Origin of the sequence: Rhodococcus sp. SBT000017, assembly GCF_003688915.1 — a bacterium.
Lineage (GTDB): Bacteria > Actinomycetota > Actinomycetes > Mycobacteriales > Mycobacteriaceae > Rhodococcoides.
The window spans coordinates 3,297,946-3,320,511 of the sequence record NZ_REFU01000001.1 but is presented as its reverse complement, the minus strand read 5'-3'; the positions used below and the strand labels follow the sequence as shown (position 1 = coordinate 3,320,511).

The 22,566-nt window shown below is 59.0% G+C and carries 21 protein-coding genes; 8 read left to right on the top strand and 13 right to left on the bottom strand.

Annotation, left to right across the window (positions count from 1 at the left end):
* Positions 1-164: 164 nt before the first annotated feature.
* From AYK61_RS15430 to AYK61_RS27055, 5 genes are all read right to left on the bottom strand, one after another.
* Positions 165-434, bottom strand: coding sequence for a DNA-binding protein (locus AYK61_RS15430; RefSeq protein WP_121871436.1), 270 nt, complete (start codon positions 432-434; stop codon positions 165-167).
* Positions 435-561: 127 nt separating this feature from the next.
* Positions 562-1,146, bottom strand: a complete 585-nt coding sequence (locus tag AYK61_RS15425; RefSeq protein ID WP_121871435.1) for an antirestriction protein ArdA — start codon at positions 1,144-1,146, stop codon at positions 562-564.
* Entirely contained in the window at positions 1,143-2,168 is a 1,026-nt protein-coding gene (locus AYK61_RS15420; RefSeq protein ID WP_183130297.1) for a site-specific DNA-methyltransferase, read from the bottom strand. The genes AYK61_RS15425 and AYK61_RS15420 overlap by 4 nt, the downstream gene beginning before the upstream one ends.
* Positions 2,165-3,127, bottom strand: coding sequence for a replication-relaxation family protein (locus tag AYK61_RS15415; protein WP_121871433.1), 963 nt, complete (start codon positions 3,125-3,127; stop codon positions 2,165-2,167). Before AYK61_RS15415 ends, AYK61_RS15420 begins: the two co-directional genes overlap by 4 nt.
* A complete protein-coding gene (locus tag AYK61_RS27055; RefSeq protein ID WP_147458339.1) occupies positions 3,124-3,954 on the bottom strand; it encodes a type IV secretory system conjugative DNA transfer family protein in 831 nt (276 codons plus the stop codon). Before AYK61_RS27055 ends, AYK61_RS15415 begins: the two co-directional genes overlap by 4 nt.
* Positions 3,955-4,860: 906 nt before the next feature.
* Between AYK61_RS27055 and AYK61_RS27345 the strand changes: the two genes are divergently transcribed.
* Entirely contained in the window at positions 4,861-5,001 is a 141-nt protein-coding gene (locus AYK61_RS27345; RefSeq protein ID WP_183130296.1) for a hypothetical protein, read from the top strand.
* 238 nt (positions 5,002-5,239) lie between these two features.
* Here AYK61_RS27345 and AYK61_RS27050 read toward each other — a convergent pair whose 3' ends face one another.
* From AYK61_RS27050 to AYK61_RS15390, 5 genes are all read right to left on the bottom strand, one after another.
* On the bottom strand, positions 5,240-5,521 hold the full coding sequence (locus AYK61_RS27050; protein WP_147458338.1) for a hypothetical protein: 282 nt from the start codon (positions 5,519-5,521) through the stop codon (positions 5,240-5,242).
* 84 nt (positions 5,522-5,605) lie between these two features.
* Positions 5,606-5,800, bottom strand: a complete 195-nt coding sequence (locus tag AYK61_RS15405; RefSeq protein WP_121871431.1) for a hypothetical protein — start codon at positions 5,798-5,800, stop codon at positions 5,606-5,608.
* A complete protein-coding gene (locus AYK61_RS27930; RefSeq protein WP_259468076.1) occupies positions 5,797-6,159 on the bottom strand; it encodes a hypothetical protein in 363 nt (120 codons plus the stop codon). Before AYK61_RS27930 ends, AYK61_RS15405 begins: the two co-directional genes overlap by 4 nt.
* A 209-nt stretch (positions 6,160-6,368) precedes the next feature.
* Complete coding sequence (locus AYK61_RS15395; RefSeq protein WP_121871429.1) at positions 6,369-6,626, bottom strand: hypothetical protein; 258 nt, start codon at positions 6,624-6,626, stop codon at positions 6,369-6,371.
* A complete protein-coding gene (locus tag AYK61_RS15390) occupies positions 6,623-6,967 on the bottom strand; it encodes a hypothetical protein (protein ID WP_121871428.1) in 345 nt (114 codons plus the stop codon). Before AYK61_RS15390 ends, AYK61_RS15395 begins: the two co-directional genes overlap by 4 nt.
* Positions 6,968-7,057: 90 nt before the next feature.
* Here AYK61_RS15390 and AYK61_RS15385 point away from each other — a divergent pair, with 90 nt between their 5' ends.
* The 7 genes from AYK61_RS15385 to AYK61_RS15355 all read left to right on the top strand — a co-directional run bounded on the left by AYK61_RS15385 (position 7,058) and on the right by AYK61_RS15355 (position 17,895).
* Complete coding sequence (locus AYK61_RS15385; RefSeq protein ID WP_121871427.1) at positions 7,058-7,933, top strand: hypothetical protein; 876 nt, start codon at positions 7,058-7,060, stop codon at positions 7,931-7,933.
* A 165-nt stretch (positions 7,934-8,098) separates the two neighbouring features.
* Entirely contained in the window at positions 8,099-9,664 is a 1,566-nt protein-coding gene (locus AYK61_RS15380) for a type I restriction-modification system subunit M (RefSeq protein ID WP_121871426.1), read from the top strand.
* A complete protein-coding gene (locus tag AYK61_RS15375; RefSeq protein WP_121871425.1) occupies positions 9,661-10,137 on the top strand; it encodes a hypothetical protein in 477 nt (158 codons plus the stop codon). The genes AYK61_RS15380 and AYK61_RS15375 overlap by 4 nt, the downstream gene beginning before the upstream one ends.
* Complete coding sequence (locus tag AYK61_RS15370) at positions 10,134-11,315, top strand: restriction endonuclease subunit S (protein WP_121871424.1); 1,182 nt, start codon at positions 10,134-10,136, stop codon at positions 11,313-11,315. Before AYK61_RS15375 ends, AYK61_RS15370 begins: the two co-directional genes overlap by 4 nt.
* Entirely contained in the window at positions 11,316-12,383 is a 1,068-nt protein-coding gene (locus AYK61_RS15365) for an anticodon nuclease (RefSeq protein WP_121871423.1), read from the top strand.
* Positions 12,380-15,502, top strand: coding sequence for a type I restriction endonuclease subunit R (locus AYK61_RS15360; RefSeq protein ID WP_121872779.1), 3,123 nt, complete (start codon positions 12,380-12,382; stop codon positions 15,500-15,502). Before AYK61_RS15365 ends, AYK61_RS15360 begins: the two co-directional genes overlap by 4 nt.
* Entirely contained in the window at positions 15,502-17,895 is a 2,394-nt protein-coding gene (locus AYK61_RS15355) for an AAA family ATPase (RefSeq protein ID WP_121871422.1), read from the top strand. The genes AYK61_RS15360 and AYK61_RS15355 overlap by 1 nt, the downstream gene beginning before the upstream one ends.
* A gap of 337 nt (positions 17,896-18,232) precedes the next feature.
* Here AYK61_RS15355 and AYK61_RS15350 read toward each other — a convergent pair whose 3' ends face one another.
* The 3 genes from AYK61_RS15350 to AYK61_RS15340 form a co-directional block, all read right to left on the bottom strand.
* Positions 18,233-18,871 (bottom strand): LON peptidase substrate-binding domain-containing protein, encoded by a 639-nt coding sequence (locus AYK61_RS15350; protein ID WP_121871421.1) that lies wholly within the window; start codon positions 18,869-18,871, stop codon positions 18,233-18,235.
* Entirely contained in the window at positions 18,868-19,782 is a 915-nt protein-coding gene (locus AYK61_RS15345; protein ID WP_121871420.1) for an alpha/beta fold hydrolase, read from the bottom strand. Before AYK61_RS15345 ends, AYK61_RS15350 begins: the two co-directional genes overlap by 4 nt.
* Positions 19,783-19,881: 99 nt before the next feature.
* Positions 19,882-22,440: an alpha/beta fold hydrolase gene (locus AYK61_RS15340; protein ID WP_121871419.1), complete on the bottom strand. Its 2,559-nt coding sequence runs from the start codon at positions 22,438-22,440 to the stop codon at positions 19,882-19,884.
* Positions 22,441-22,566 lie beyond the last annotated feature (126 nt).

Sequence of the window (22,566 nt, the reverse complement as noted above, 5' to 3'; positions counted from 1 at the left end):
TGTCTTATTCCTATTCTATTCCCTAAATTGCATAAATGCAGTACTGAAATTGTTGTAGAATTCTGCGAGGTTGTCCTTACCTCTGCGAGTTCGTCCGAGGGTTTTTCCGGGAGTCAGGGAGCTGCTGGCTGCAGCTCGACCTGACTCCCTGGTGTGCGGGTGACTCACTCCGCGGACTGACGCCCGCGCGACGTCGTACGCTTGCCGGTACCGAACAGGGTGGCGATGGCGTCACGTTGTTCGGCGGCTTCACGATCGATTTCGGCAGTCAGCGCTTCGGCCTTGGCTGCGATCTCTGGGTCGGCTGCTAGCGTGGCGATGCGACTTTCGATCGCCTCGCGGATGGTGTCCGTGAGCGATACGCCGCTGAGCTTGGCCAGGATCGACAACCGCGCGTGCTGTTCGTCTTCGAGACGAATTGCCAGGGTTTTCATGAGTCTCCTACTCCTTTCTGAAGGTCTTCTCCGGGTGCTCCGGTCACCGTCTTCGAGGTGGTGCGGCCGGTGAGTATTTTGCTCACTGGTGCGGCCGCAGTCTCTCGACGACGGGTGACCGAACGTGTCAGATCACCCGGAAGATCCAGACACTGCCTGCGGGAGCGTCCTCAATGTGAATGTCTCCGCTGAGCCTGGCGTCGTAGGCGAACCCGTCGTAGTCAAACTGGATGTACGCTCGGAGGTCCGCAGGTATCTCGCGGTCGAGAGTCACCTCAATGTCACTACCTTCGATTACTTCTCGGGCCCAGGCAGCGGGCGACTCGTAGGTGCCCATGAAGCAGTCTTCAAACTGAGCAAGCATGTCGGGGTTGCCGTCGTGAATCTCAGCCCAGGAAGCGAAAGCCGGGCCGTACTTAACGATGCCTTGAGCAACGGCGGCGACCTGATCGAGCGCTTCGTATTCGCCGACTTGGAAGTCACCGAAGTCGTCGTAGTCAAAAATGCCCCACTCTTCGGCGTCTGGTTCGTGAGAGCTAGCCAGGATTCGGTTGACGGCCGCCTGGAGGTCGATCGAGTCGACAGCGGCATCGAGCCACTCCCCGTGAAGCCGTCCGGCGTTGTAGTCGGCCAGGCTGCCGATCCAGATGTGTGGGTGGAGTTCGCGGGATTCGCTTTCATGGTGCGGTTTGCTATTGTGTTCATTTTTCATTGCACCTCCTTTCGTTTCGTAGATGTAGTTGTCTTGTGCTGCAGTCCGGTTCGAATCCGTTCTTCGGCAATGGCCGCATAGCCGGGGTTAATCTCAATACCCAGCCAGTCGCGTCCGGTGCGGGCGGCCACGACGGCGGTGGTGCCTGATCCGATAAACGGGTCGAGGACCAGTCCAGGCTCGGCGGGAGCATCGCAACTGCAGCTTGGTCGTGGTGGTTTTCGGCGAGCGTGGTCGCCACGTCGGACGAGCTGGCGGATCCAGGGAGATTGGCAGCGGGAGCACCGCAAGCGTGGACAGCCGGCTAGGACAGCCCGGCGGACGAGCGCTTCGGGGTACGTCGCGATGTGACTGCTACGGAAGTTGCTGACACTCATTGCCCAGACGTCCCCGGGGTTCTTTCCGAGTGGATGGCCGACTCGCCCGCTCGCTCTCAGGTCGAGCAGACCACGATCGCTGTGGGTGTTGGGTCCGCGCCCCGCCCTCTCGGTGCGGCTTACCGGTCTAGATGACCGGCGTGGTGGTCTTGAGACGTGGGGGATACGGATCTCGTCGAGATCAAAGTAGTAGCGGGGTGAACGTGTCAGCAGGTAGATGACCTCGTGCGAGGCGGTGAGCCGGTCGCGCACGCTGGACGGCACTGTGTTTGTCTTGGTCCAGACGACCTTGTTGCGGATGGTCCAGCCGTCAGCGAGTAGCTGGAGCGCTAGACGCTCCGGGCCGAGCAGGAGACTCTTGCGATCAGCGCCTTCTCGGCGGTGGGTGCTGTAGGTGTCACCGAGGTTGAGCCACAGAGTTCCTGTCGGCACGAGCACGCGAGCGCACTCAGCAAGTACAGCGCGTAGTTGAGTAACCCAGGTATCGACGTGCGATTCAAGGCCAAGTTGGTCGTCGTGACCGTAATCGCGCAGTCGGAAGTACGGCGGGCTGGTGATGACGCAGTCAATGCTTGCGTCAGGCAGCTCCTCCAAGTGGGCGAGTGCGTCACCGATCAGAATCTGGTTTCGTGGTGGACCGCTCATTGCAGCCACTCCTGCGCCCTGGTCGCGAAGCCGTCCATCGTCTCCAATCGGTACAGCTCGGGCGTGAGCCGGGGGGACCGCAGGATCGAGGACTTCACCTTTTCGGCTCGCGTCGGGTTCGTGAAGATCCAGACCACCAGTGGGAAGGCGTGATGGGTGTCCTGCTCAATACCGCTAGATCGGTAGGTCTCATACTGACCACATTTCTTCAGCACGGTCGGCAGCGATTCGGTACCGAGGTCGACTTCAAGGAACCAGCGATCGACGAAGTCGCGCGTCCGAATGATGCTCGCCAGGTCGGGCTGCAGTAGGCGGCGTTCGCCACCAGGCCCGGTGTACCGCCGCCACGAGTGTGGTTCGGTGGCCACGTCTATCGCTTCGACGCTCTCGAGGCTCGTTAGTTGACGTAGACCGAGGTGAACGTCGGCGACCGCCAAGCAGTGCTGCAGGAAGCGCAGAGACGGTTCGTGGGTGCGATAGGTCTGCCCCTCGTCTCGAAGTAGTCGAGCACCGGCCGGGGCCAGTTGCCAGATGCGTGCGGCACTCCCCGCTCGGACCCCACCTACTCGTCGCGGGAGGGAGCGAATCAAGGCGAGCCGATCTAGCCGAGCCAGGACATAGCGTGCGGTGCGGGCAGCCGATTCAGCGCTGCCGTGAGCGGTGAACGCGAAGGACTGGATCTGGTGTGTAGTGAGGTAGCGGTGCTCATCGATATGGCGAAGAACTTCACGGTCACGCTCCGGCATGGCCTCGTTGATGCGGCTGAGCTCATCGCGGTCCACTCGGCGGCGTTGGTTGCCTGGCTGCAGCCCTCGGGTGCTCTCCGTCGACCTTGTCGACGGAGTATTCGTCCCCCGATCACGCGCAGATTCACGCCCTACCTGCATTGACGAAGCGATGTCGGATGAGCCGGACGGAATGGCGGGCGGAATGCCCTGTCCTGGGGTGTAGCTGGTCATGACGAGCCACCTTCGGTATCGGATCGCTTGGTGCGGCCGAATGTCTCGCGGGTCGTCTTGCGCTCGGTCAGCGACAGCAGATCGGCTTCGACTTCGGTGAGCGGCTGGCCGTAGCGCTCGCGGGAGCGCTGGCGGACGATGCCAGCAGACCGGACGGGATCGGGCATCTCCGTAGTGGTGACGCTGACCCACGGTCCCGGGGTGTTCTGGTGCAAGATCTGGGCGTACGCCTGGTAGGCGTGTAGCGCTTCGAAGTCCGCAGGTTCGAGCTGGCCGCTCGTTAGGCTGGCGAACTCGCGGGCGTCGGGATGGCTCAGCTGGAAGGCGATGCGCGTCCTGGCGTTCGCCGTGATGGCGTCACGGATCGACTTCGGAAGCTGGCCGAGATGCTGGTGTGCGAGTGTGTAGCCGACTCCGAGGCCGCGAGCCTGGGCGAGTGCGTCACCGATGTCGCCAGGGAGCCGGAGGTAGTCCTGGACCTCGTCGATCAGGATAGTGACCGGGTGCCGATTCTTCGGCGACTGTGCGGCTCGCGCCAGGGTGGCGGTCCACAGCTGCGAGACGATGAGCGAGCCAAGAAGCGCGGCAGCTTCGGGGCCGATCTTGCCCTTCTCCAAGCTCACCAGCAGGATGCGGCGCTTGGTGAAGATGTCGGCCAGATCGAATCTCGGTCGGCGCTGGCCGAGGATGCCGCGCAAGCCGGGACGTAGGAGGATCGGGCGAACTCGGCGCAGCAATGGGGCAGTGGCCTGTGCCTGTTCACTGTCGCTGAGACTCTCCCACCAGGCCCAGAATCCACCGAGACCCATCGGATCCTCACGGGCCACTTTGCCGACGATAGATCGCCGAAAACCTGGATTAGTGAGCAGTAGTGGCAACATTGCGATTGATGCGTCACCTCGCCGAGCGAGAGTGAGGAGACTGGCGTGCAAGACATCCTGAGTCCGCGGACCCCATGCGTCTGCCCAGAGGGAGTGGAAAACCCCCAGGATGGTGTCGGCAGCTAGATCGGGATCGATGTCACCGACGAGTCCATTGATACCGATTGGCGCTGAATCCGTGGCATCGACAATGACGATGTCATCGAGTCTCGACTCGTCAGCACGAACCACGATGTCGTCGATGAGATCCCCCTTGGGATCTATCACCACGACGCCACGACCAGCGGCGATATCCGCCAGTGCAAACTGGCCGAGCAGGTTTGACTTGCCAACGCCGGTTGGACCGGTGATGGATACCCCGGAGAGCGTGTCGCGGACTGAGATCGCGATGGGGCGGTCTGGCTGCATGGTTGATAACCCGAATACTCGACCCTGCATTGGTGTGCTCGTCTGGGTCGGGAGCAGCTTCGGATGTCGCGACGGCACTCCGGGGAGTGGAGCGGCGTCACGTCGCGCGATGGGCCACGCGGTCAGCGCGACTACTTCGCTGGTACTCAGTGTTGAAGTCCAAAACCATGGCGCGCGGGCACGGTCGAACTGTGCGGTCGTGGTACGCGTAGCGGTGAACTGCGCGCTCGGGGAGTTCAAGCCCCGCGCGGCGGTGATGACTCGGTCTACTAGCCGGCGGGCCCTGTCGTCGTCGGCGGCCGACGCGGCTATGCGTATGGCGCAGTCGAAGCGAAACTCACGAAGCTTGACAGCAACGTGCACGCGCTTATCCCCTCGCAGTTGCTCAGGAGGCACCCGGGGCGCTCTCCGGGGCCCCAGCACTACCTGCAGGTATGCCCGTTCATGCTGACCGGCGGTGGCAAGCGCACCGAGAAGCCCTCGCGTTACCGATTCGGTGGACTCGTGAGCCAGCGGGCCATCGACCCCAGCGTGGGATCGAACCCGGAGCCGCGCTGCGACATCTCCCCGCGAACCGGATGGTAACGGCTGCGGTTCGTCGACGATAAGGCCCGGCAGGTGAGTCTTGAGCACCTCGATCACTTGGTGTCGATGACGAACTGGCATCCCGACGCGCCATTGCACGCGGTGATTGCTTCCGCGTACCTCGATGATGATCTGCGGCTGTCCGCTGATACCTGCCAGTGCGACCACGGCGGCGTGAGCGGACTCGATCGGTAGCGGGGCGGGGATCGACAAGCTGGAGAAGACCAGCCGAGCAGTCTCATTCATCACCGGCCTCCTGGCGTTCGGCGCGGTGCTCGGTCTCTTCCTGCGCCTCTTTCTCGGCCTGCGCGATGGCAATGGCAACCATCGTGCGTGCCATCCGTCTCAGATCCGGATCAGGACGAAGCTGGCCTCGGATCCGTATCTGCCGATCTCTTCCGCGCTTCAGTGGTTGAGCTTTACGCGAGTGTTTTTTGGGCATGGTGAATACACCCTCCTTTCGGTGGTTACGTGATAATTGGAATGGCGACTGGGTGTGCTGCACAAATGCAGCGGCCATATCCCTACTATGCGCTGCACGAATGCAGCGGTCAATACGCGCTGCGCATTCCACAACAGCGAATGGAACTTGGCTCTATTCGATCTACCAGCGACGGAAATGTCGATAGATCAGTGTGGCCGATCCGCCGATAATTGCGGCAATAGCGATGGCGATGGTGAGCGGCACCCAGATCTCGCGAAGGATGTAGACCGCGCCGTAGAGCGCCATTGCGCCGACTAGGAGTGAGACACACAGGTTGACGAACCGGTTGCCGAGACCGCCAGGACCGTCGCTCATGGTGATTCTCGGCGCAGTTCGCGCAGGACACCCTGTTCGAATCCGAACTGCTGGCATTCCAGATCGAACAGCTCCTGGTCGACTGGGAACCGCTTGGCAACTGCGTTGATGGTGACTTGTCCGAGTGTGTCGGCTTTGAGGAACGCGTACTCCAAACCGTCTGGACTAAACCCATCTCGTTCGAGCTCAGACAGGTGCCACAACGCCAGCTCGTACTCATCGGCGAGAGAGAAGCTGAGGCCTCTCTCGACGTGAGCAACGTCGTGGACGAACCGCCAGGCGAAGTTGGCGTCGCACGAGCTCAAGATGACCGAGGTCGAGTTCTCCGACGACACGGCGAGTGGATCTCCCGACTCCATCGAGTGGGAGAATGCAGCACGCAGCTCCGGATAGGTCGAGGGTGCGTCTGGCCTTGGTGTCCAGTTGAACCCGCACGCTGAGGCCTTCGAGGTCGCCGAGCTAAATACCCACTCCGTCAGATTGCACCTGGCTCGGTCGACATCTTCGGTAGAGACATAGTCCGACTGCACTCGGATCTCTACGATGTCGAAGTCGGGCGTCGGGTTGGTCATGACTGGCCTCCAGGTCGGACGCAGCGGGCGCACTGACAGAACGCGCTGTGCGGTGCGGCAGCAGCGGTCATCTGCTGAAGCGCGGATAAGGTCAGGTGGTTGATCCGGGCTTCGGCGATCTGCCGCTCTCGGTTGATGCGGGCGTTCTCGAGCTGACGGTCAATCTCGTCGCTCTCATCGATCAGGCACCATGCGATGAACAGCGCCGCCAGCACTGCGATGACGGCAGCGACAACCACTAGGGTGGAGATCATCGATTCACCGCCCGGCTGGTGTCAGCGACAACCTGGCCGATGCCGATAGTCGTCATCGACTTGATGAAGTCCAGGTCCCCGGATGCGGCCGGGGCCGCAAGTGCAAGCTGCTGCTGCATCTGAGCCAACAGCGCAACCTGCTGCATCGCGTACGCGCCAGTACGAGCCACGGCATCGACGCGAGCCTGCTGGACCTCGCCGGCTGCGGCGACCCGAGCAGTGCTGATCTGAGTTGAATGGTTGATGGCGGCCAGATCGCGAGCAGTCTGGCGGGCCAGGCGTCCGCCAGCGGTGGACGGGGACGGGGTGAGGTGATGGCCGTAGGGCTGAAGGGTCGACATGACTCTTCCTCTCGTAGTGGGTGAAGCCGGCGATGCCAGCTACGAACCATGAGACAGCGAGACCCCCGGTGCAGTCGTGAAGCAAAAGTGATGAAATTGGCCATGCCCGAAGAGTCTGAAGTGGGTACCCGCGACCCCGAGCTGGTCATGGCGGTCGTCTCAGAGCTACGCACACTGCGCAGCGAAAGAGGGAAGATCGTCCCGGAACTTCTGGTCAATTATCCGGCGCTCTATGGGCTCGCGAGTCAGACAAACGCTCGAGACGCGTGGGTATGGTTGCGCGAAATTTCAAAGGCAGGCTCAAGTAGCAAGTATGTCGAGGCAGCACGCCTAACCGTCTTTTCTGAGTCTCTCGATGTGTTAAACCGTCTTACTGAGGCTGGAGAAATACTCGATCGTGACCAACGCACCATCCGCGAATGGAGCAATAGGGGGATGGTGCCGCTAGCTCAGCTCCTTGTTGATGCCAGCTATATGTCGGGTGCTCGCGCAATGCACTTCGTAAGTATCGACTTTGTCAAAGCAGGAGAAATCGACGGAAGCCCTGTTGTCGCGATGCGCATATATTGGGCAGGGCATGAGTCCTTAAGGGGGGAGTGCGTAAGTGTCTACGGGGTCAATGACGCACAAGACCAAGTAGACAAAGAATATAGTGAGTTGGGTGGTCCGTTGGCGGAACTCACGCCGGAGTGGCGGAATATCGACATCCCAAGAGGGGCCTTCTCGATCGAGGCAGGAATACAGCTCCAGCTACCAATCCCGCTCCCGCCCACGCTTAAACTTCTGACGCTAAAATTTGGGAAGCAATCCACGCAGCTGGTTCGTGTTGATAATCTTCCTCTGGTTGGCGGTAAGCGTATGGCGGTATCAGTCTTCCGGCAGGGCGTTAGTTTCTGGTTCGACGACAATAAGCCGCATCGAGAGGAGTTCACGTGGGAGGTTCCGCGCGACATCTTTAGTAGATAGATCCAACTTTCGAAGTCATCAATGCGCCATCATCGCGCGTGCCGGGCAGCGTCGGCTGCTACTTTGTGCATGCACCAGACGTGGGTCATGGTATATCCCTTCAATTTAGTGCTAAAATGTGAACAACACGATTGTTAAGTGGCCTTAAGAGGCAGAGGAGAAGAAATGTCGCCGACATCAAAAGAAGCTCAGCGGGCAGAGTTGCACAAGACCATCTGGCGAATTGCCAATGATCTTCGTGGAAGTGTCGATGGTTGGGACTTCAAAACTTATGTGCTCGGAATGTTGTTTTACCGGTTCATTTCCGAAAATCTCACCGCCTACTTGAACAGTCTAGAACATGAAGCCGGAGATACAGACTTCGACTACCCAAAGCTCGACGATGCAAATGCTGAGTTCGGACGCAAAGATACGGTCGACGAGAAAGGCTTCTATATCCTGCCGTCTGAGCTCTTCCAAAACGTCCGTGAGCGTGCTGCGCGAGACGCCAACCTAAATGAGACACTTGAGCGAGTCTTCAAGAACATCGAAGGTTCGGCTGTCGGCTCTGACAGCGAGGACGACCTCAAGGGACTGTTCGACGACCTCGACGTCAACAGCTCTAAGCTCGGGAACACTGTCGCTAGGCGCAACGAGAAGCTGGTCAAGTTGCTCGACGCCATCGGAGATTTACCGCTCGGCAACTTCGAGGACAACTCGATCGACCTGTTCGGCGATGCCTACGAATATCTCATGCAGATGTACGCATCTCAGGCCGGCAAATCAGGTGGTGAGTACTACACGCCGCAGGAAGTCTCTGAAGTACTCGCAAAGATTACTGTGGTGGGCAAGAAGCGGGTCAACCGGGTCTACGACCCTGCTGCCGGTTCAGGATCTCTACTGCTCAAGTTTGCCAAGGTGCTCGGCAAGGAGAACGTCGGCGGGTTTTATGGCCAGGAAATCAACCTGACCACCTACAACCTCGCCCGTATCAACATGTTCCTGCATGACGTGAACTACGAGAAGTTCAACATCGCCCACGGTGACACGCTTACCGATCCTGCGCACTGGGATGACGAGCCGTTCGAAGCGATCGTCTCCAATCCGCCCTACTCGATCAAGTGGGAGGGTGACGCCAACCCACTGCTGATCAACGACGAACGATTCGCCCCGGCGGGCGTACTTGCCCCGAAGTCTAAAGCTGACTTGGCCTTCACCATGCACATCCTGTCGTGGCTGGCAGTGAATGGGACCGCGGCGATCGTTGAGTTCCCAGGTGTGCTCTACCGTGGTGGTGCCGAGGCGAAGATCCGAAAGTATCTGATCGACAACAACTACGTTGACGCGGTGATTCAGCTGCCGCCAGATCTGTTCTTTGGTACCACGATCGCCACCTGCATAATCGTGCTCAAGAAGTCCAAGTCGGACAGTAGCGTGTTGTTCGTTGATGCATCGGCAGAGTTCAAGCGCCTCGGTAACAAGAACAAGCTACTTCCGGAGAACCAGGATCGCATCCTCGACACCCTTGCGGCTCGTGTAGATGCCGACCATGTCGCGAAGCTCGTGGCGAATGAAGATATTGCAGCTAACGACTACAATATCGCGGTATCTAGCTACGTCGACCAAGAAGATCTCCGTGAGATCGTAGACATCACCGAACTGAACGCCGAGATCGGTCGGATTGTCGTCCGGCAGCAACAGCTTCGCACGTGCATCGATGAGATCGTGGCTGATCTGGAGAGAGCCGAATGAGTCAGGTAGAGGCAATTAGGCAGAACACGCGGATTGCACTTCCCGCTGATGATGCATATCTCTACCGTCTAGGTGCAGCACTATACGGGTTTGCTTCGATTAATAGCTTCATGACGGAGATCATCACTTATCTCGACCCGTATGCTGATCGCACTTGCCTTCAGGGAATGATGTCTGGGAAGGTGCTTGACACCTTCCGCGGCGTGGTGAAGAAGTGGACCGGTGCTGATATTTCTGAGCCAGCAAACCGAGCTGCATCAGAGTTTGAACGGTTGAATACTGAACGCTCCGACTTTGTTCATTCCTACCCAATCACCAGCCCCTCTGGAGTTCAAATTTTACATCGTCGTGTCGACGCCAAGAACAAGTACTTCGAAGTAACGGATGGCTTTCTCGATGACTTCACTAGTCGTTTGACGTCAGTTTCTGAGGCGCTCTACGATATCCGCAGAATTGTGAGGCCAGAGCTGTGAGCCGTATCGATAACTTGGTTGCTGAACTAGCGCCGGAGGGGGTTAGGTTTAGGCCGCTTGGTGACTTGGGGGAGTTCATTCGGGGCAACGGTCTTCAGAAGAAAGACTTGACCGACGAGGGATTTCCCGCTGTACACTATGGCCAAATCCATACCCACTATGGTGTATGGGCTGAATCGACAAAATCTTTCACTTCGGCCGACACAGCGTCAAAGCTACGGCAGGCCAATCCGGGGGACCTGCTGATCGCGACTACAAGTGAAGATGACGAAGCAGTTGCCAAAGCAACAGCATGGCTAGGTGACACAAACGTCGCTTTGAGTGGTGACGCATACATCTACCGGCACAGTCTCGATCCGCGCTATGTGTCGTATTTTTTCCGAACGGAACAGTTCCAGTCTCAGAAGCGGCCGTTCGTCTCCGGTACAAAAGTTCGGCGCGTGTCCGGTGCGGCGCTTGCCAAGATTCGAATTCCTGCGCCGCCTTTGGAGGTCCAGCGGGAGATTGTGCGAATATTGGATCAGTTCACTCAGCTGGAAGCAGAGCTAAAAACAGAGCTGGAAACAGAGCTGGAAGCGCGCCGCCGTCAGTATGAACACTATAGGGGGAAGTTGCTCGATTTTTCCTCCGAGACTCCACTGCGTCCTCTTGGGGAGCTTGCCCACAATCTCGATAGTAAGCGAAAGCCCGTAACTCGCGATGCTAGAACTCCGGGAGAGATACCGTATTACGGCGCGTCTGGCGTAGTCGACTACGTAAGCGATTTCATTTTCGATGGCGACTATCTCCTAGTTTCTGAGGACGGAGCGAATCTGCTTGCGCGATCGACGCCGATTGCGTTCTCGATCTCGGGAAAGACATGGGTCAACAACCATGCTCACGTACTGCAATTTGAGACATATGCAGAACGTCGCTTCGTCGAAATCTACTTGAATTCGATTGACCTCTCACCCTATATTTCGGGTGCGGCTCAGCCGAAGTTGAATAAAGCCAACCTGAACCGAATTCCAATCCCTGATCCGTCATTTGAGGTGAAGGAGCGACTCGTCAGTCGGCTGGATAGCTTCGAGGCCCTCGTGAACGATCTTAGTGTCGGTCTTCCTGCTGAGATCGCGGCTCGTCGTAAGCAGTACGAGTACTACCGAGACAAGCTGCTGACCTTCGAGGAGGCCATCTAGATGACGAGTCAGCATGCAACAATCGCGAGTTTGGCAGCCGATGTGTTGGCGGGCCTTGCCGATGCGCGTAGCGCCCTGATTTACGCCCCGAATACAATCGGTAAGACGCGGTTAGCTCAGTACCTGAAGGAGCGTGATCCGGAGAGCGTAGTCCTCTACAACTCCTTCGTGGAGGACGTATTCACTTGGGATAACGAGCAAGTTGTACTCAAGATGGATCTGAAGTCAGAGCTGCTAGAAACCATCGTCACGCAAGGTCTTGATACTGCGATCGTCGATAGCTTCCAAGCCTTCACTGGCGGCAGAATTGAACCAAGGATTGATTTCGAGAGCGGCGAGATCAGCTTCGGTATACACAAAGGTGATGATAGTTCGGCGGAGGGCATCAAAATATCTCGGGCCGAGGAGAGTATATTCGTTTGGAGCGTCTATTATTCTGTTTTGAACGAAGCAATTGATACGCTTGGTGATAGCCCTGATCTGCGTTCTACAACTGGCTATGACCAGATAACGCTTGCGGTCATAGACGACCCGGTGTCATCTATGGACGATGTGCGCATCGTTTCAGTGGCTCTCGCTTTGGCGGAGCTTGTAAAACGATCATCCGGACTTGGGCTGAAATTCGTGATCGCAACCCACCATGCTCTCTTTTTTAATGTTCTATTTAACTCACTGCGTGGAAAGAAGAACCAAGCGTACGTCCTTCAGAATAAACCGGTAGCCGGATGGTCACTGAAGAAGCAATCGAACGATTCTCCATTCAGTTATCATCTGGGTATCGTCGAAGACATTCAATCGGCAATCGCTGCGAATGCGATTGAGCGAAGCCACTTCAATCAGTTCCGAGCGCTCCTAGAGAAAACGGCAAACTTCCTCGGGCACTCGGGAGGTTGGGGTGACCTACTGACCGGGCCCGATGCGGTCCTGTTGACGAAGATCCTCAACCTTTATAGCCATGATCGTTTCTCGGATATGGACAGTTCTGAGGTGGCTGAAGAGTACAAAGAGGCGCTAAAAGGTGAGTTTCAGGAGTTCCTGAAGACGTTCAGATGGGCGGCCGCGGCATGAGCGAGTCGAAGCCACGCAAGTACGATCCGATCGCCGTCTCGGCAGAGAGCACGGTTGTCGCCGAGTATGTGCCGGATGCCCCGTCGGAGGCTGCATACCAGTCAGAGGCTTCGCTGGAGCGTGAGCTGGTCAAGCTACTGGAGTCGCAGGCCTACGAGTACCTGGCTATCACCTCTGAGGCGCAGCTGGTGGCCAACCTCCGGGCGCAACTGGAGGCGTTGAATCACATCACGTTCTCGGATACAGAATGGACTGACTTCTTCGAGAACAAGATCGCCGGAAAGAACGACGGCATCGCTGAGAAGACGGTACGCATTCAGGAGGATCATGTGCAGATCCTCAAACGTGACGATGGTTCGACGAAGAACATCACTCTTCTGGACAAACAGAACATCCACAACAACCGGCTACAGGTAATCAACCAGTACGAGGTGGAACGCGCCGACCCTTCTGAGGGGGAGAGCGCTGGCGGGCGCTACGCAAACCGCTACGACGTGACTGTTCTCGTAAACGGGCTGCCGATGGTTCACATCGAGCTCAAGCGGCGCGGTGTCGACATTCGCGAGGCGTTCAACCAGATCAATCGCTACCAGCGCGATAGCTTCTGGGCGGGCTCTGGGCTATTCGAGTACGTGCAGTTGTTCGTCATCAGCAACGGCACACTGACGAAGTACTACTCAAACACCACGCGCAGTCAGCACCTCAAGGAGGGCCAGAAGCCGGGCAAGGGTCGCAAGACCTCAAATTCGTTCGAGTTCACCTCGTGGTGGGCGGATGCGCAGAACAAGCCGATCCAGGACCTCACATCGTTTGCCAAGACCTTCTTCGCCAAGCACACGCTACTTAACATCCTGACCCGCTACTGCGTACTGACCGCGGATCGTTTACTTCTCGTGATGCGTCCCTACCAGATCGTCGCGACCGAGCGGATCTTGCAGCGCATCGACATTGCCACGAACTACAAGCAACTCGGCACAATCGCAGCCGGCGGCTACGTGTGGCACACCACGGGGTCGGGCAAAACGCTGACATCGTTCAAGACCGCCCAGCTCGCGTCGAAACTGCCGAGCGTGGAAAAGGTGCTGTTCGTCGTGGACCGAAAGGACCTCGACTATCAGACGATGCGCGAGTACGACCGCTTCCAGAAGGGCGCGGCGAACTCCAACACCTCAACGGCGGTGCTGAAGAAGCAGCTCGAAGACCCGACTGCCCGGATCATCATCACGACGATTCAGAAGCTCTCGACGTTTATTAAGGCTCATAAGAATCACGCGATTACTAATGAGCACGTCGTGATCATTTTCGACGAGTGCCATCGTTCGCAGTTCGGTGATATGCATGCCGACATCACCAAGGCGTTCAAGCGCTACAACCTGTTCGGCTTCACCGGTACGCCAATTTTCGCCGAAAACAGCGGCAGTGGCGGTAACCCGCAGTTCAAGACCACTGAGCAGGCCTTCGGCGAGAAGCTGCATACTTACACGATCGTTGACGCGATCACCGACAAGAACGTGTTGCCATTCCGGATCGATTACATCAACACGATCAAGGTCGGTAATCCTGACGACAAGCAGGTCTCGGCGATCGACCGAGAGAAGGCGCTACTCGATGAGCGCCGCATCGGTGAGATCGTTAGGTACACCCTGGAGCACTTCGACCAGAAGACGAAGCGTTCATCCAGCTACGAGCACTCCGTGGTGACCAATGTGTCTCAGGCGACGCGGACCCGTCGTCAAGCCGAAGCGGTACGCGAACGAAAGCGCGTGCGCGGTTTCAACGCCATCTTCGCTACCGCCTCGATTGAGGCAGCACGGATCTACTACAACGTGCTCAAGCGGGAGCAAGAGAAGCTGCCGACTGACAAGCGCCTCAAGATCGGGATGATCTACTCGTATGGCGCTAACGAAGCTGTCGACGACGGAATCATCGATGACGAGGGCTTCGAAACTGTCGATCTCCCGACCGATGCCCGCTCCGCCCTCGAAGACGCGATCATCGACTACAACGAGATGTTCGGCACCAGCTACGACACCAGCGCCGACAAATTCCAGAACTACTACAAGGACCTGTCGCAGCGGCTGAAGAATCGCGAATTAGACCTGGTGATCGTGGTCAACATGTTCCTCACCGGGTTCGACGCGACCACGTTGAACACCCTGTTTGTGGATAAGAACTTGCGCGCGCACGGCCTGATCCAAGCCTACTCCCGCACCAACCGTATCTTGAACTCGGTAAAGACCTACGGCAACATCGTAGCTTTCCGCGACCTCGAGGACGCCACCAACAAGGCGCTGGAGCTATTCGGCAATAAGGACGCCCGCGGAGTGGTGATCCTCAAGCCATACGGGGAGTACTACGGCCAGTACGCCGAAAAGGTGAACGAGATGCTGTTGGCGTTCCCGCTCGGACAACCGATCGTCGGTGAGGCTGCGCAAAAGGAGTTCATCGCACTGTTCGGGCAGGTTCTCCGGCTGGAAAACATCCTCACCTCTTTTGACGACTTCGCCGGCAACGAGATCCTTAGCGAGCGCCAAGGGCAGGACTACCGCAGTGTCTACCTCGACCTGTACGCCGAGTTCCGCAAGGACTCCGACGCCGACAAAGAGCTGATCAACGACGACGTCGTCTTCGAGGTCGAGCTGATCAAGCAAGTTGAGATCAACGTCGACTACATTCTCATGCTTGTCGCCAAGTTTCGCGACGAGCATGGTGGCGATGGCGCGGACAAGGAGATTCGTGCCGAAATCTCCCGTGCGGTCGACGCCAGCCCTACTCTTCGCAACAAGAAAGACCTTATCGAGGACTTTGTCGACTCGGTATCCGTCGACGGTGCTATTGACGATGAGTGGCAGGCGTTCATTGCTGCTAGGCGCGAAGCTGAATTGGCCACGATCATCGAAGAAGAGAATCTCCGTGCCGACAATGCGCGCGACTTCATCGATGTGTCGTTCCGCGACGGTACTTTGCGAACCACTGGTACTGCAATCACTAAGGTGCTACCGCCGGCATCTCGATTCGCGAGCGCAGGCGGCCATGGGGAGAAGAAGCAGCGCGTGATCCAGAAGCTAGCTGCCTTCTTCGACCGGTTCTTTGGAATAAGTGCTAGTGGGGGTGCTTAATGTTCAGTAGGCTGGATGAAGTTAAGAATTGCGGTATTTTCGAGAGCTATAAGTGGGACCCAACGCTGCCGGACCTTGGGCGTATCAATGTTATTTATGGCCATAATGGCGCAGGAAAGACGTCCCTGGCAAACGCATTCGATGGATTGCGTCATGCGGACGACGGTCAGGGTTTTGCCCGACTGTCAGTCGCGATCGCCGACGGGAGTGTGATACGGTCCACAAACTTCAACGACGATGCGGTTTTCGATCGCGTCCATGTATTCAGTGAGCGTTATGTAAAACGTAGTCATCGGTTTACCTCCGGGTCCGCCGAAATGGATGCGGTGCTAACAATTGGGGAACGTCCAGTTGACGCTGAGGAGCGCCTTGCGCGACTTCGAATTATGCAGCAAGATAAGACACGACTCCGTGATGAAGCCGCCGAGGCGGAGCGAGAGGCTCGTCGTGCTGTCGAGCGGGCCTACGCTCGGGTATCCCAGGAAGTTGTGGATGTCGCTAGCCGCGCGGGAGGTAGATGGCGCTCCCGGAGCAATTTCAGCGCAGGTGTCGTGCGAACTGTATTCGCCAGATCACATAGCGATTGGGTTGAACTCAGCGAGGGTGATTTTCGTGCCGTATCAAGCATAATTAATTCGGATAAGTCCGAATCAATACCGACCCCGGCCTTGTTGGTCCAGGTGTCCGAAGATCTCAAGCGGCGAGTCCATGATGCATTGTCCACGACCCCTAGTGCTATTATTCTGGATACTCTCGCTGGGCGGCCTGATGCGACTGCGTGGGTAGACGCTGGCCGCCACTTGCACGCGGAGATTGGGCGGTGCACTTTTTGTGGCTCGGACCTGTCGGAAGAACGTAAGGCGCTAATTGATAAGCACTTCTCCAATGAGGTTGAACGGTTGCAGGCGGTCCTGAAGAGTACCGCCGACGAACTTGAAAATATCGTTGCAGACTGCGATCGCGCCGTGCACTCTATTCCGGACAAGGGGCTGTTTTATGAAGACCTTCGATCGCGCTATGACCGTGCTGCAGAAGATGCTCGGACCGAATTGTCCAACCTTAAGGCGTGGGCTGATCACCTAAAAGAACGGGTGAAGACTAAAGCCTTGAACGTTCTCGGCACGGTCGAACTGTCCATTTCATCTGTGCCGTCTGTAACTTGTGGTGAGCTCCTCGATTTGTGTGGTGAGCACAATGCTCGCGCAGGGCGTCACGAAGAGCTTGTTCAAGATGCGGCTCAGAAAGTGGAACGACACTACCTGAAGCGAGCCGAGGCTGAAGTTGGAACGCAGCGCGGCTTTGCTGATGAAAAACTCCTGGAAGTTAGAAGGCTCGAAGTTGAATTGGGGGAGTGTGCGACAGAAATTGGAACCCTCGAAACTGTCGAAGGTGATCCGACGCCAACTGCAAGGGTGCTGACTGAGGAGGTGGCGCGTCTTCTTGGGCGCAGCGAGTTAAAATTTGAGGCTGTAAACGGCCATTACCATGTCACTCGGTTTGGCGAACCAGCTGTTGGCCTAAGTGTCGGGGAGCGAACCGCTATCACGCTCGTACATTTTCTTGAATGTGTTGCAAGGTTTGATGCGGCAGGCGGGAAGCCGATTGTCATTATTGATGACCCGGTCTCGAGTCTAGATAGTGACATATTCATGGGAGTTTCGACCTACATTTGGAGCGAGGCGATTGTCAAGGGCCATATTGCGCAGCTAGTACTTCTGACGCATAACTTCGAGCTGTTTCGTCAGTGGGACATTCAAGTTGAAGGGTTGCATAGGGGCGGAAGGAGGTTTAGGGAACAATACTCTGCTTGCTTCTATGAAATAAAGTCGAAGCATGTAACTCTTTCAGGTAGCCCTAGGCGGAGCCCAGTACTGAGGAGCTGGCCTCCATCTGAAGTTGTCCGCAATAAGGTGCGGTCGACTTACCACCATGCATTTATCTCGGTGGCGGAGGCGCTGCAGCGACTCGAGGCCGACGACTCGTTGGAGAACCGCCTCGATGCTCAGCTACTTTTCCCAAATGTCGTCCGCCGGATGTTGGAGAGTTTCCTTGCTTTCAAGCGACCTGAATGGGTGGGGGACCTAGGCGGAGCAATGAGGAATGCGGCCGAAATGTTACATGATGCTGGATATCGTGGAGATGCAAACGCGCTTCGGCTTCGACTAACGAGGTATGTTCACGCGCATTCGCATGAAGAGGATCCTTCAACAGATCGAACCGTGAGTCCGGACGAGGTAGAGACTGCGATCCGCGCTGCTTTTGAGTTTATGTACACAATCGACGGGGCCCACTTTAGCGGGCTTTGTAAGTCCGCCAACCTAGATTCGTCCGTGCTTCTACCCGTGCCACTGCCTGAAATTGATGATCCCGCAACGCCTGTGCCAATTGAGTAGTTTCAGAATGGCTGATGGTGTGAATAGTGCGTCCCCTGTGGTCGTAGCTTTACCCCTTCTTGCTTGAGAATTCTGAGGATGGTCGTCTTGCCTAGCGCGGTCTTCTCGGCAACTGATCGGCTTGTCATTCCGCTCTCATACAGTCGAACTACATCCCGTCGCATCTGCTGGGTGACCCGCGATCGGATGCGTCCGGGTTCTGATTGGTCCTGATCAACGCATTGATCGGCGTGCTTTGGGGTGTTGGTCTTAGCGCTAGCGAGGACTACTACACGAGTCAGGCCCGACATCGATGATGTCGGGCCTGACCCGTCTGTGTTGCAGATGTGTTCGGTTATCAGGGCTGCAGTCTGAATTGCACGACGGCGGTGACATTCTCGATGGCGTCGTTCAGAGCGGTCATGCGTGCTCTGGCGTCCGGCGCAGACAGGATGTCGAGTCGATCGGACTGACCCATCGGAATCAGAGCTGTCAGCGACCAGATCTTCTCGGCGGCCGAGATCGGCAGGCCCAGGAAGTCCGGAACGCCTGGTGTGGCAACGGTTTCCGTCGATTCGAGTCGACCGATCAGCTCGTAGAGATCCTCGACCCGCGCCCAGGTGGCGTCGAATTCGGTGTCGGCGATCACCGAGGCGGAGTCTTCGTCCGGCCACGCTCGAACGTCGGCCAGCGGGTACGGATCGTCCGGCAGCCAGGCGTCGATCCTGATCCGTTCGCCGCCGACGCATTCGAGTAGATATCGGCCGTCACCGATGGACTCGTGGCCGATGATGTGTGCGGTGGTGGCCACATCGTGGCGAACGTCGCCGCCGCCGGCCTCGTGCCCGCGCGCGATGAGTACCACGCCGAAGCTCGGATCGTCCTGCTTCAGGCAGTCGTGCACCAGAGCTTGGTACCGCGGCTCGAAGATGTGCAGTGGAAGGCGTTCGCCGGGAAGCAGCACGCTGCCGAGCGGGAACATCGGGGTCACGCTCACGGGTGCTGCAACGGAACAGCCGCCGGGGTGATCGCCGCAGGCGCGCTCTTCTCGGTCCGGTTGGAGTCCAGGAATTCGTCGAGCAGTCGGAAGAAGAAGTCCGGCTCGTCGAGCTGGGGAAAGTGCCCGGCGTCGGGAAAGATCTCGACGCGACTGTTCGGAACCTCGCGTCGAATGTTGTCGGCGTGCTTGGCGGGAATCATCCGGTCCTTGCCGCCCCAGACGAGCAGCGACGGAATCGACTCGAACTTCTCGAAATGTTGCTTCGCGCTGACGGTCTGACCACGCGGGCCCACCACTGCCCGCGTCGACGCCAGAAACGCGCCGCGGGTGGAGCGGTCTGCCACCGACCGGAACGACCGCCAGGTCTCGGCCATGCTGGGGCCCGGCTTCACCGGCAGACCCCATTTGCCCAACTGCGCCAGCGCACTCTCGGTGTTCCTGCGGAACCAGTCCGATGCGAGCAGCGGCAGCACCAGCTCGCTGCCGGGCAGCGTCGCAGCCTTGAGGAGCAGGCTCACTTCGGGGCCGAGGCCGCCGCTGCTGACCAGCGCCAGGCGATCTACCCGCTCGGGGAAGAGATACGTCAGCTGCATGACGATGCCGCCGCCGAGCGAGTGACCGACCATCGGAGCGGAGTCGATGTTCAGGTGATCCATGAGATCGCGAATGGTGGCCGAGTGCGAACTCAGCGAGTAGTCGCCGGTCGGCTTGTCGGATTCACCGTGGCCGAACAGGTCGGGTGCGATGACCCGATACTTGTGCGACAGACGTTCGATCTGCGTGCCCCAGGACTGATGCGAACCGAGTAGGCCGTGCACCAGAATCACGGGCGGGCCGTCGCCCATGTCCACGTATCGCAGGACGTCCTTGTGTAGTTCTACCGACTGCAATTCGTACGATGAACTCATGGTCGACCTCCTCGTCGTGTGATTCCCGGATCGTCGCGTGGCTCGGCGAGCCGCTGGCACAAACGTACAAGCTGAGCCGACACTGCGACAGACCCTCGGTCAGCGCGCGAGCCCCGCATCGTCGAAGGTGGTCGCGATCGTCTCGGCCAAGTGCTCGGCCATCGGTTCGCGCAACATGTCGATGTGATCTCCCGAGATGTCGACGAAGGTCAGCTCACCACGGCCGACCGTCTGCCACGACCCGAGATCTTTCACGTTCTCTGCTGTGCGAACCACGGTCATCGAACCCGACCACGGTGTCGGCACGTGCTTGTTCAACGCCACGTACCCGATGCTCGCGAAGACCAACCATTCCATCGTCGTCGGGTAGCGCAGCAACCCGGCGAACTGCATTCGTACCCAGAGGGCGGCGGTGCCGATACGGCCGAGGTGGAAGCCCGCTTCTTCTCGCGTCCGAGCAGCGGGAGCAGCCGGAACCTCGGTACCGCCGGGCAACTTGTCCAGCAGATGCCGGAACAGCCGTGTGTCGAGAAGGAGCAGGTGCGGGGAGCCGAGGCCGGAGTCTCGGATCTCTTCCGCCATCGCGATGGCAATCCAGCCGCCGAGCGAGTGGCCGACCAGATGGAACGGGCCCTCGGGCTGGACCGTGCGAACAGCGTCGACGTAGCGCTTCGCGGTCCGCCGAATCGTGCGGTCCGGGCGTCCGCGCTTGCCGCGGCCGTGTGCCTGCAGCGCATACACCGGGCGGTCCTCGTCGATGTGTTTGACCAGATTGAGGAATGCCATCGCTCCGACGCCTGCACCGCCGATCAGGAAGATCGGTGCCTTGCTGCCCTCGGTGCGCAGCGGCACGAGCACATCGTGTTCGCCGGTTGTGCGCCGACGTGCAGTTGCCGCGTCCTCGAGGCGAGCATCGACTGTCACGGCCAGTGCTCGAACAGTGGTCGCCGCGAACACGTCCTCCGGCGTCAGATCGATCTTCAGGCTCTCGCGAAGGTGAGCCAGCATTGCCGTGGTGGTCAGCGAATTGCCGCCCAGCGCCAGGAAATCCTCGTCCCGGCCGATGGTGTCCAGCCCGATCGCGGTGCGTGCGGCCTCGGCCACGATGTACTCGGTCGGGCCGACCGCAGTGCGCTCGACGCGTCGATCGGCGGGCTCGGGCAATGCACTTCGGTCGAGCTTGCCGCGCTCGTTCCGTGGCATCGCGTCGAGCGCGACGATGTGGGTGGGCACCATCCATTCCGGCAGCGTCCGGCGCAGCGACGCTCTGATCTCGGCCACCGACGGTCGTCGCCCGGAACGGGACGAACACACGTAGGCGACCAGGTCGGTATCGGTGCCGGAGGTTCTGCCGATCACCGCTGCGTCGCCGATCTCCGGCATGGCGCGCAGCGCCGCCTCGACCTCGGCCGGCTCTACCAGGTATCCGCGCACCTTGACGGCGTCGTCGATTCGTCCGGCCAGGTGCAGCGTCCCGTGTTCGTCGAGTCGTCCCAGATCGCCGGTGCGGTAGCGGAACAGACCGTCGCCAAGGGCGGCGAATCGTTGGGAGTCCAGACCGGCACCGCCGAGGTAGCCGTCGGCCAAGCAGTTCGACGTCACCCGTACCTCGCCGATCACGTCGGGTGCGCACGGCGACCCGTCGGAGGTGACGACTTCGACGAGCTTGCCTGCGATGGGTCTTCCTGCGGGGAGAAAGCCCGACGGCAGCGCTCGTTCGGGCGGGTATTCGCCGTAGGCGACGGCGCCGGCTTCGGTGGTCGCGTACCAGTTGACCACCGTGGCGCGGCTGCCGAATCGACGCCGAAAGCCGTCCGCATCGTCGGAGTGCAGGGCCTCCCCGTACGTGATGACCACCCGCAGCGTAGGTACGCCGCTGCTACCTGCAGGTCCGTGATCGGCCGCGGAGACGGCGCGCAGCAGCGACGACGAGCAGTGCAGCGTGGTCAGGGCATGCGCGGCCGTCCACTCGACGATGCTGCTGGGGACACCCGACCTGGGGTCGCGGCAGTGCACGGCGGCACCGCTGAGCAACCCGGCGAACAACGTGTTCAAGCCGGCACCGAAGCTGACCGGTAGCGAATTTCCGACGCGGTCGTGAGGGCTCAGTGCCAACGCGTTGGCAACCTCGTATGCCTTCGTCAGACACATGCGGTGGCTGAGGATCACGCCCTTGGCCGTGCCGGTGGATCCCGAGGTGTAGTTGATCACCGCGGTGTGATCGCCCGACAGCGTCGGCAGCGGAACGCAGGAGTCCATGGCGTCGGCGACGGTGGCGGAGTCGATCGCCGTCGCAGCTGCTTGGTCGATGATCGTGGCGCGGCGCTCGGCGGGAAGCATGGGGTCGAGCGGCACGAGGGGATGGCCTGCGGCGACGACGGCCAGCATCAGCACGATCGAATCCGTCGTCGCGTCGGTGTCCACGGCGAGCGGCCGAGAATCGGCGGGGAAGAGGGTGGCGATCTTCCGCGCCTGAGAGTAGGCGCGGTGGAGGAGCTCGTCGAAGGTCAGCGAGGTGCCATCGACGTCGAGCGCGACGGCGTGGGGCAGGGCGTGAGCCACCTCGCGGTAGCGGGCCATCAGGGTGTCGCGACGTTCGGGCCGGCACAGCGGGGCCAGTGGAAGACGGGTCGGCGCATCGATGTCCTGAATCGACATGATTCTCCTTGCACGAGCCCGACCCGCGATTGCAAAGTCGGTTTGTTGCTCACAAACCGTCTTCGAGACTGTTTTACCGTCTCAAAGGTAGACGTGCATGGCCTTTTTACGCAAGCGGAAAACCGG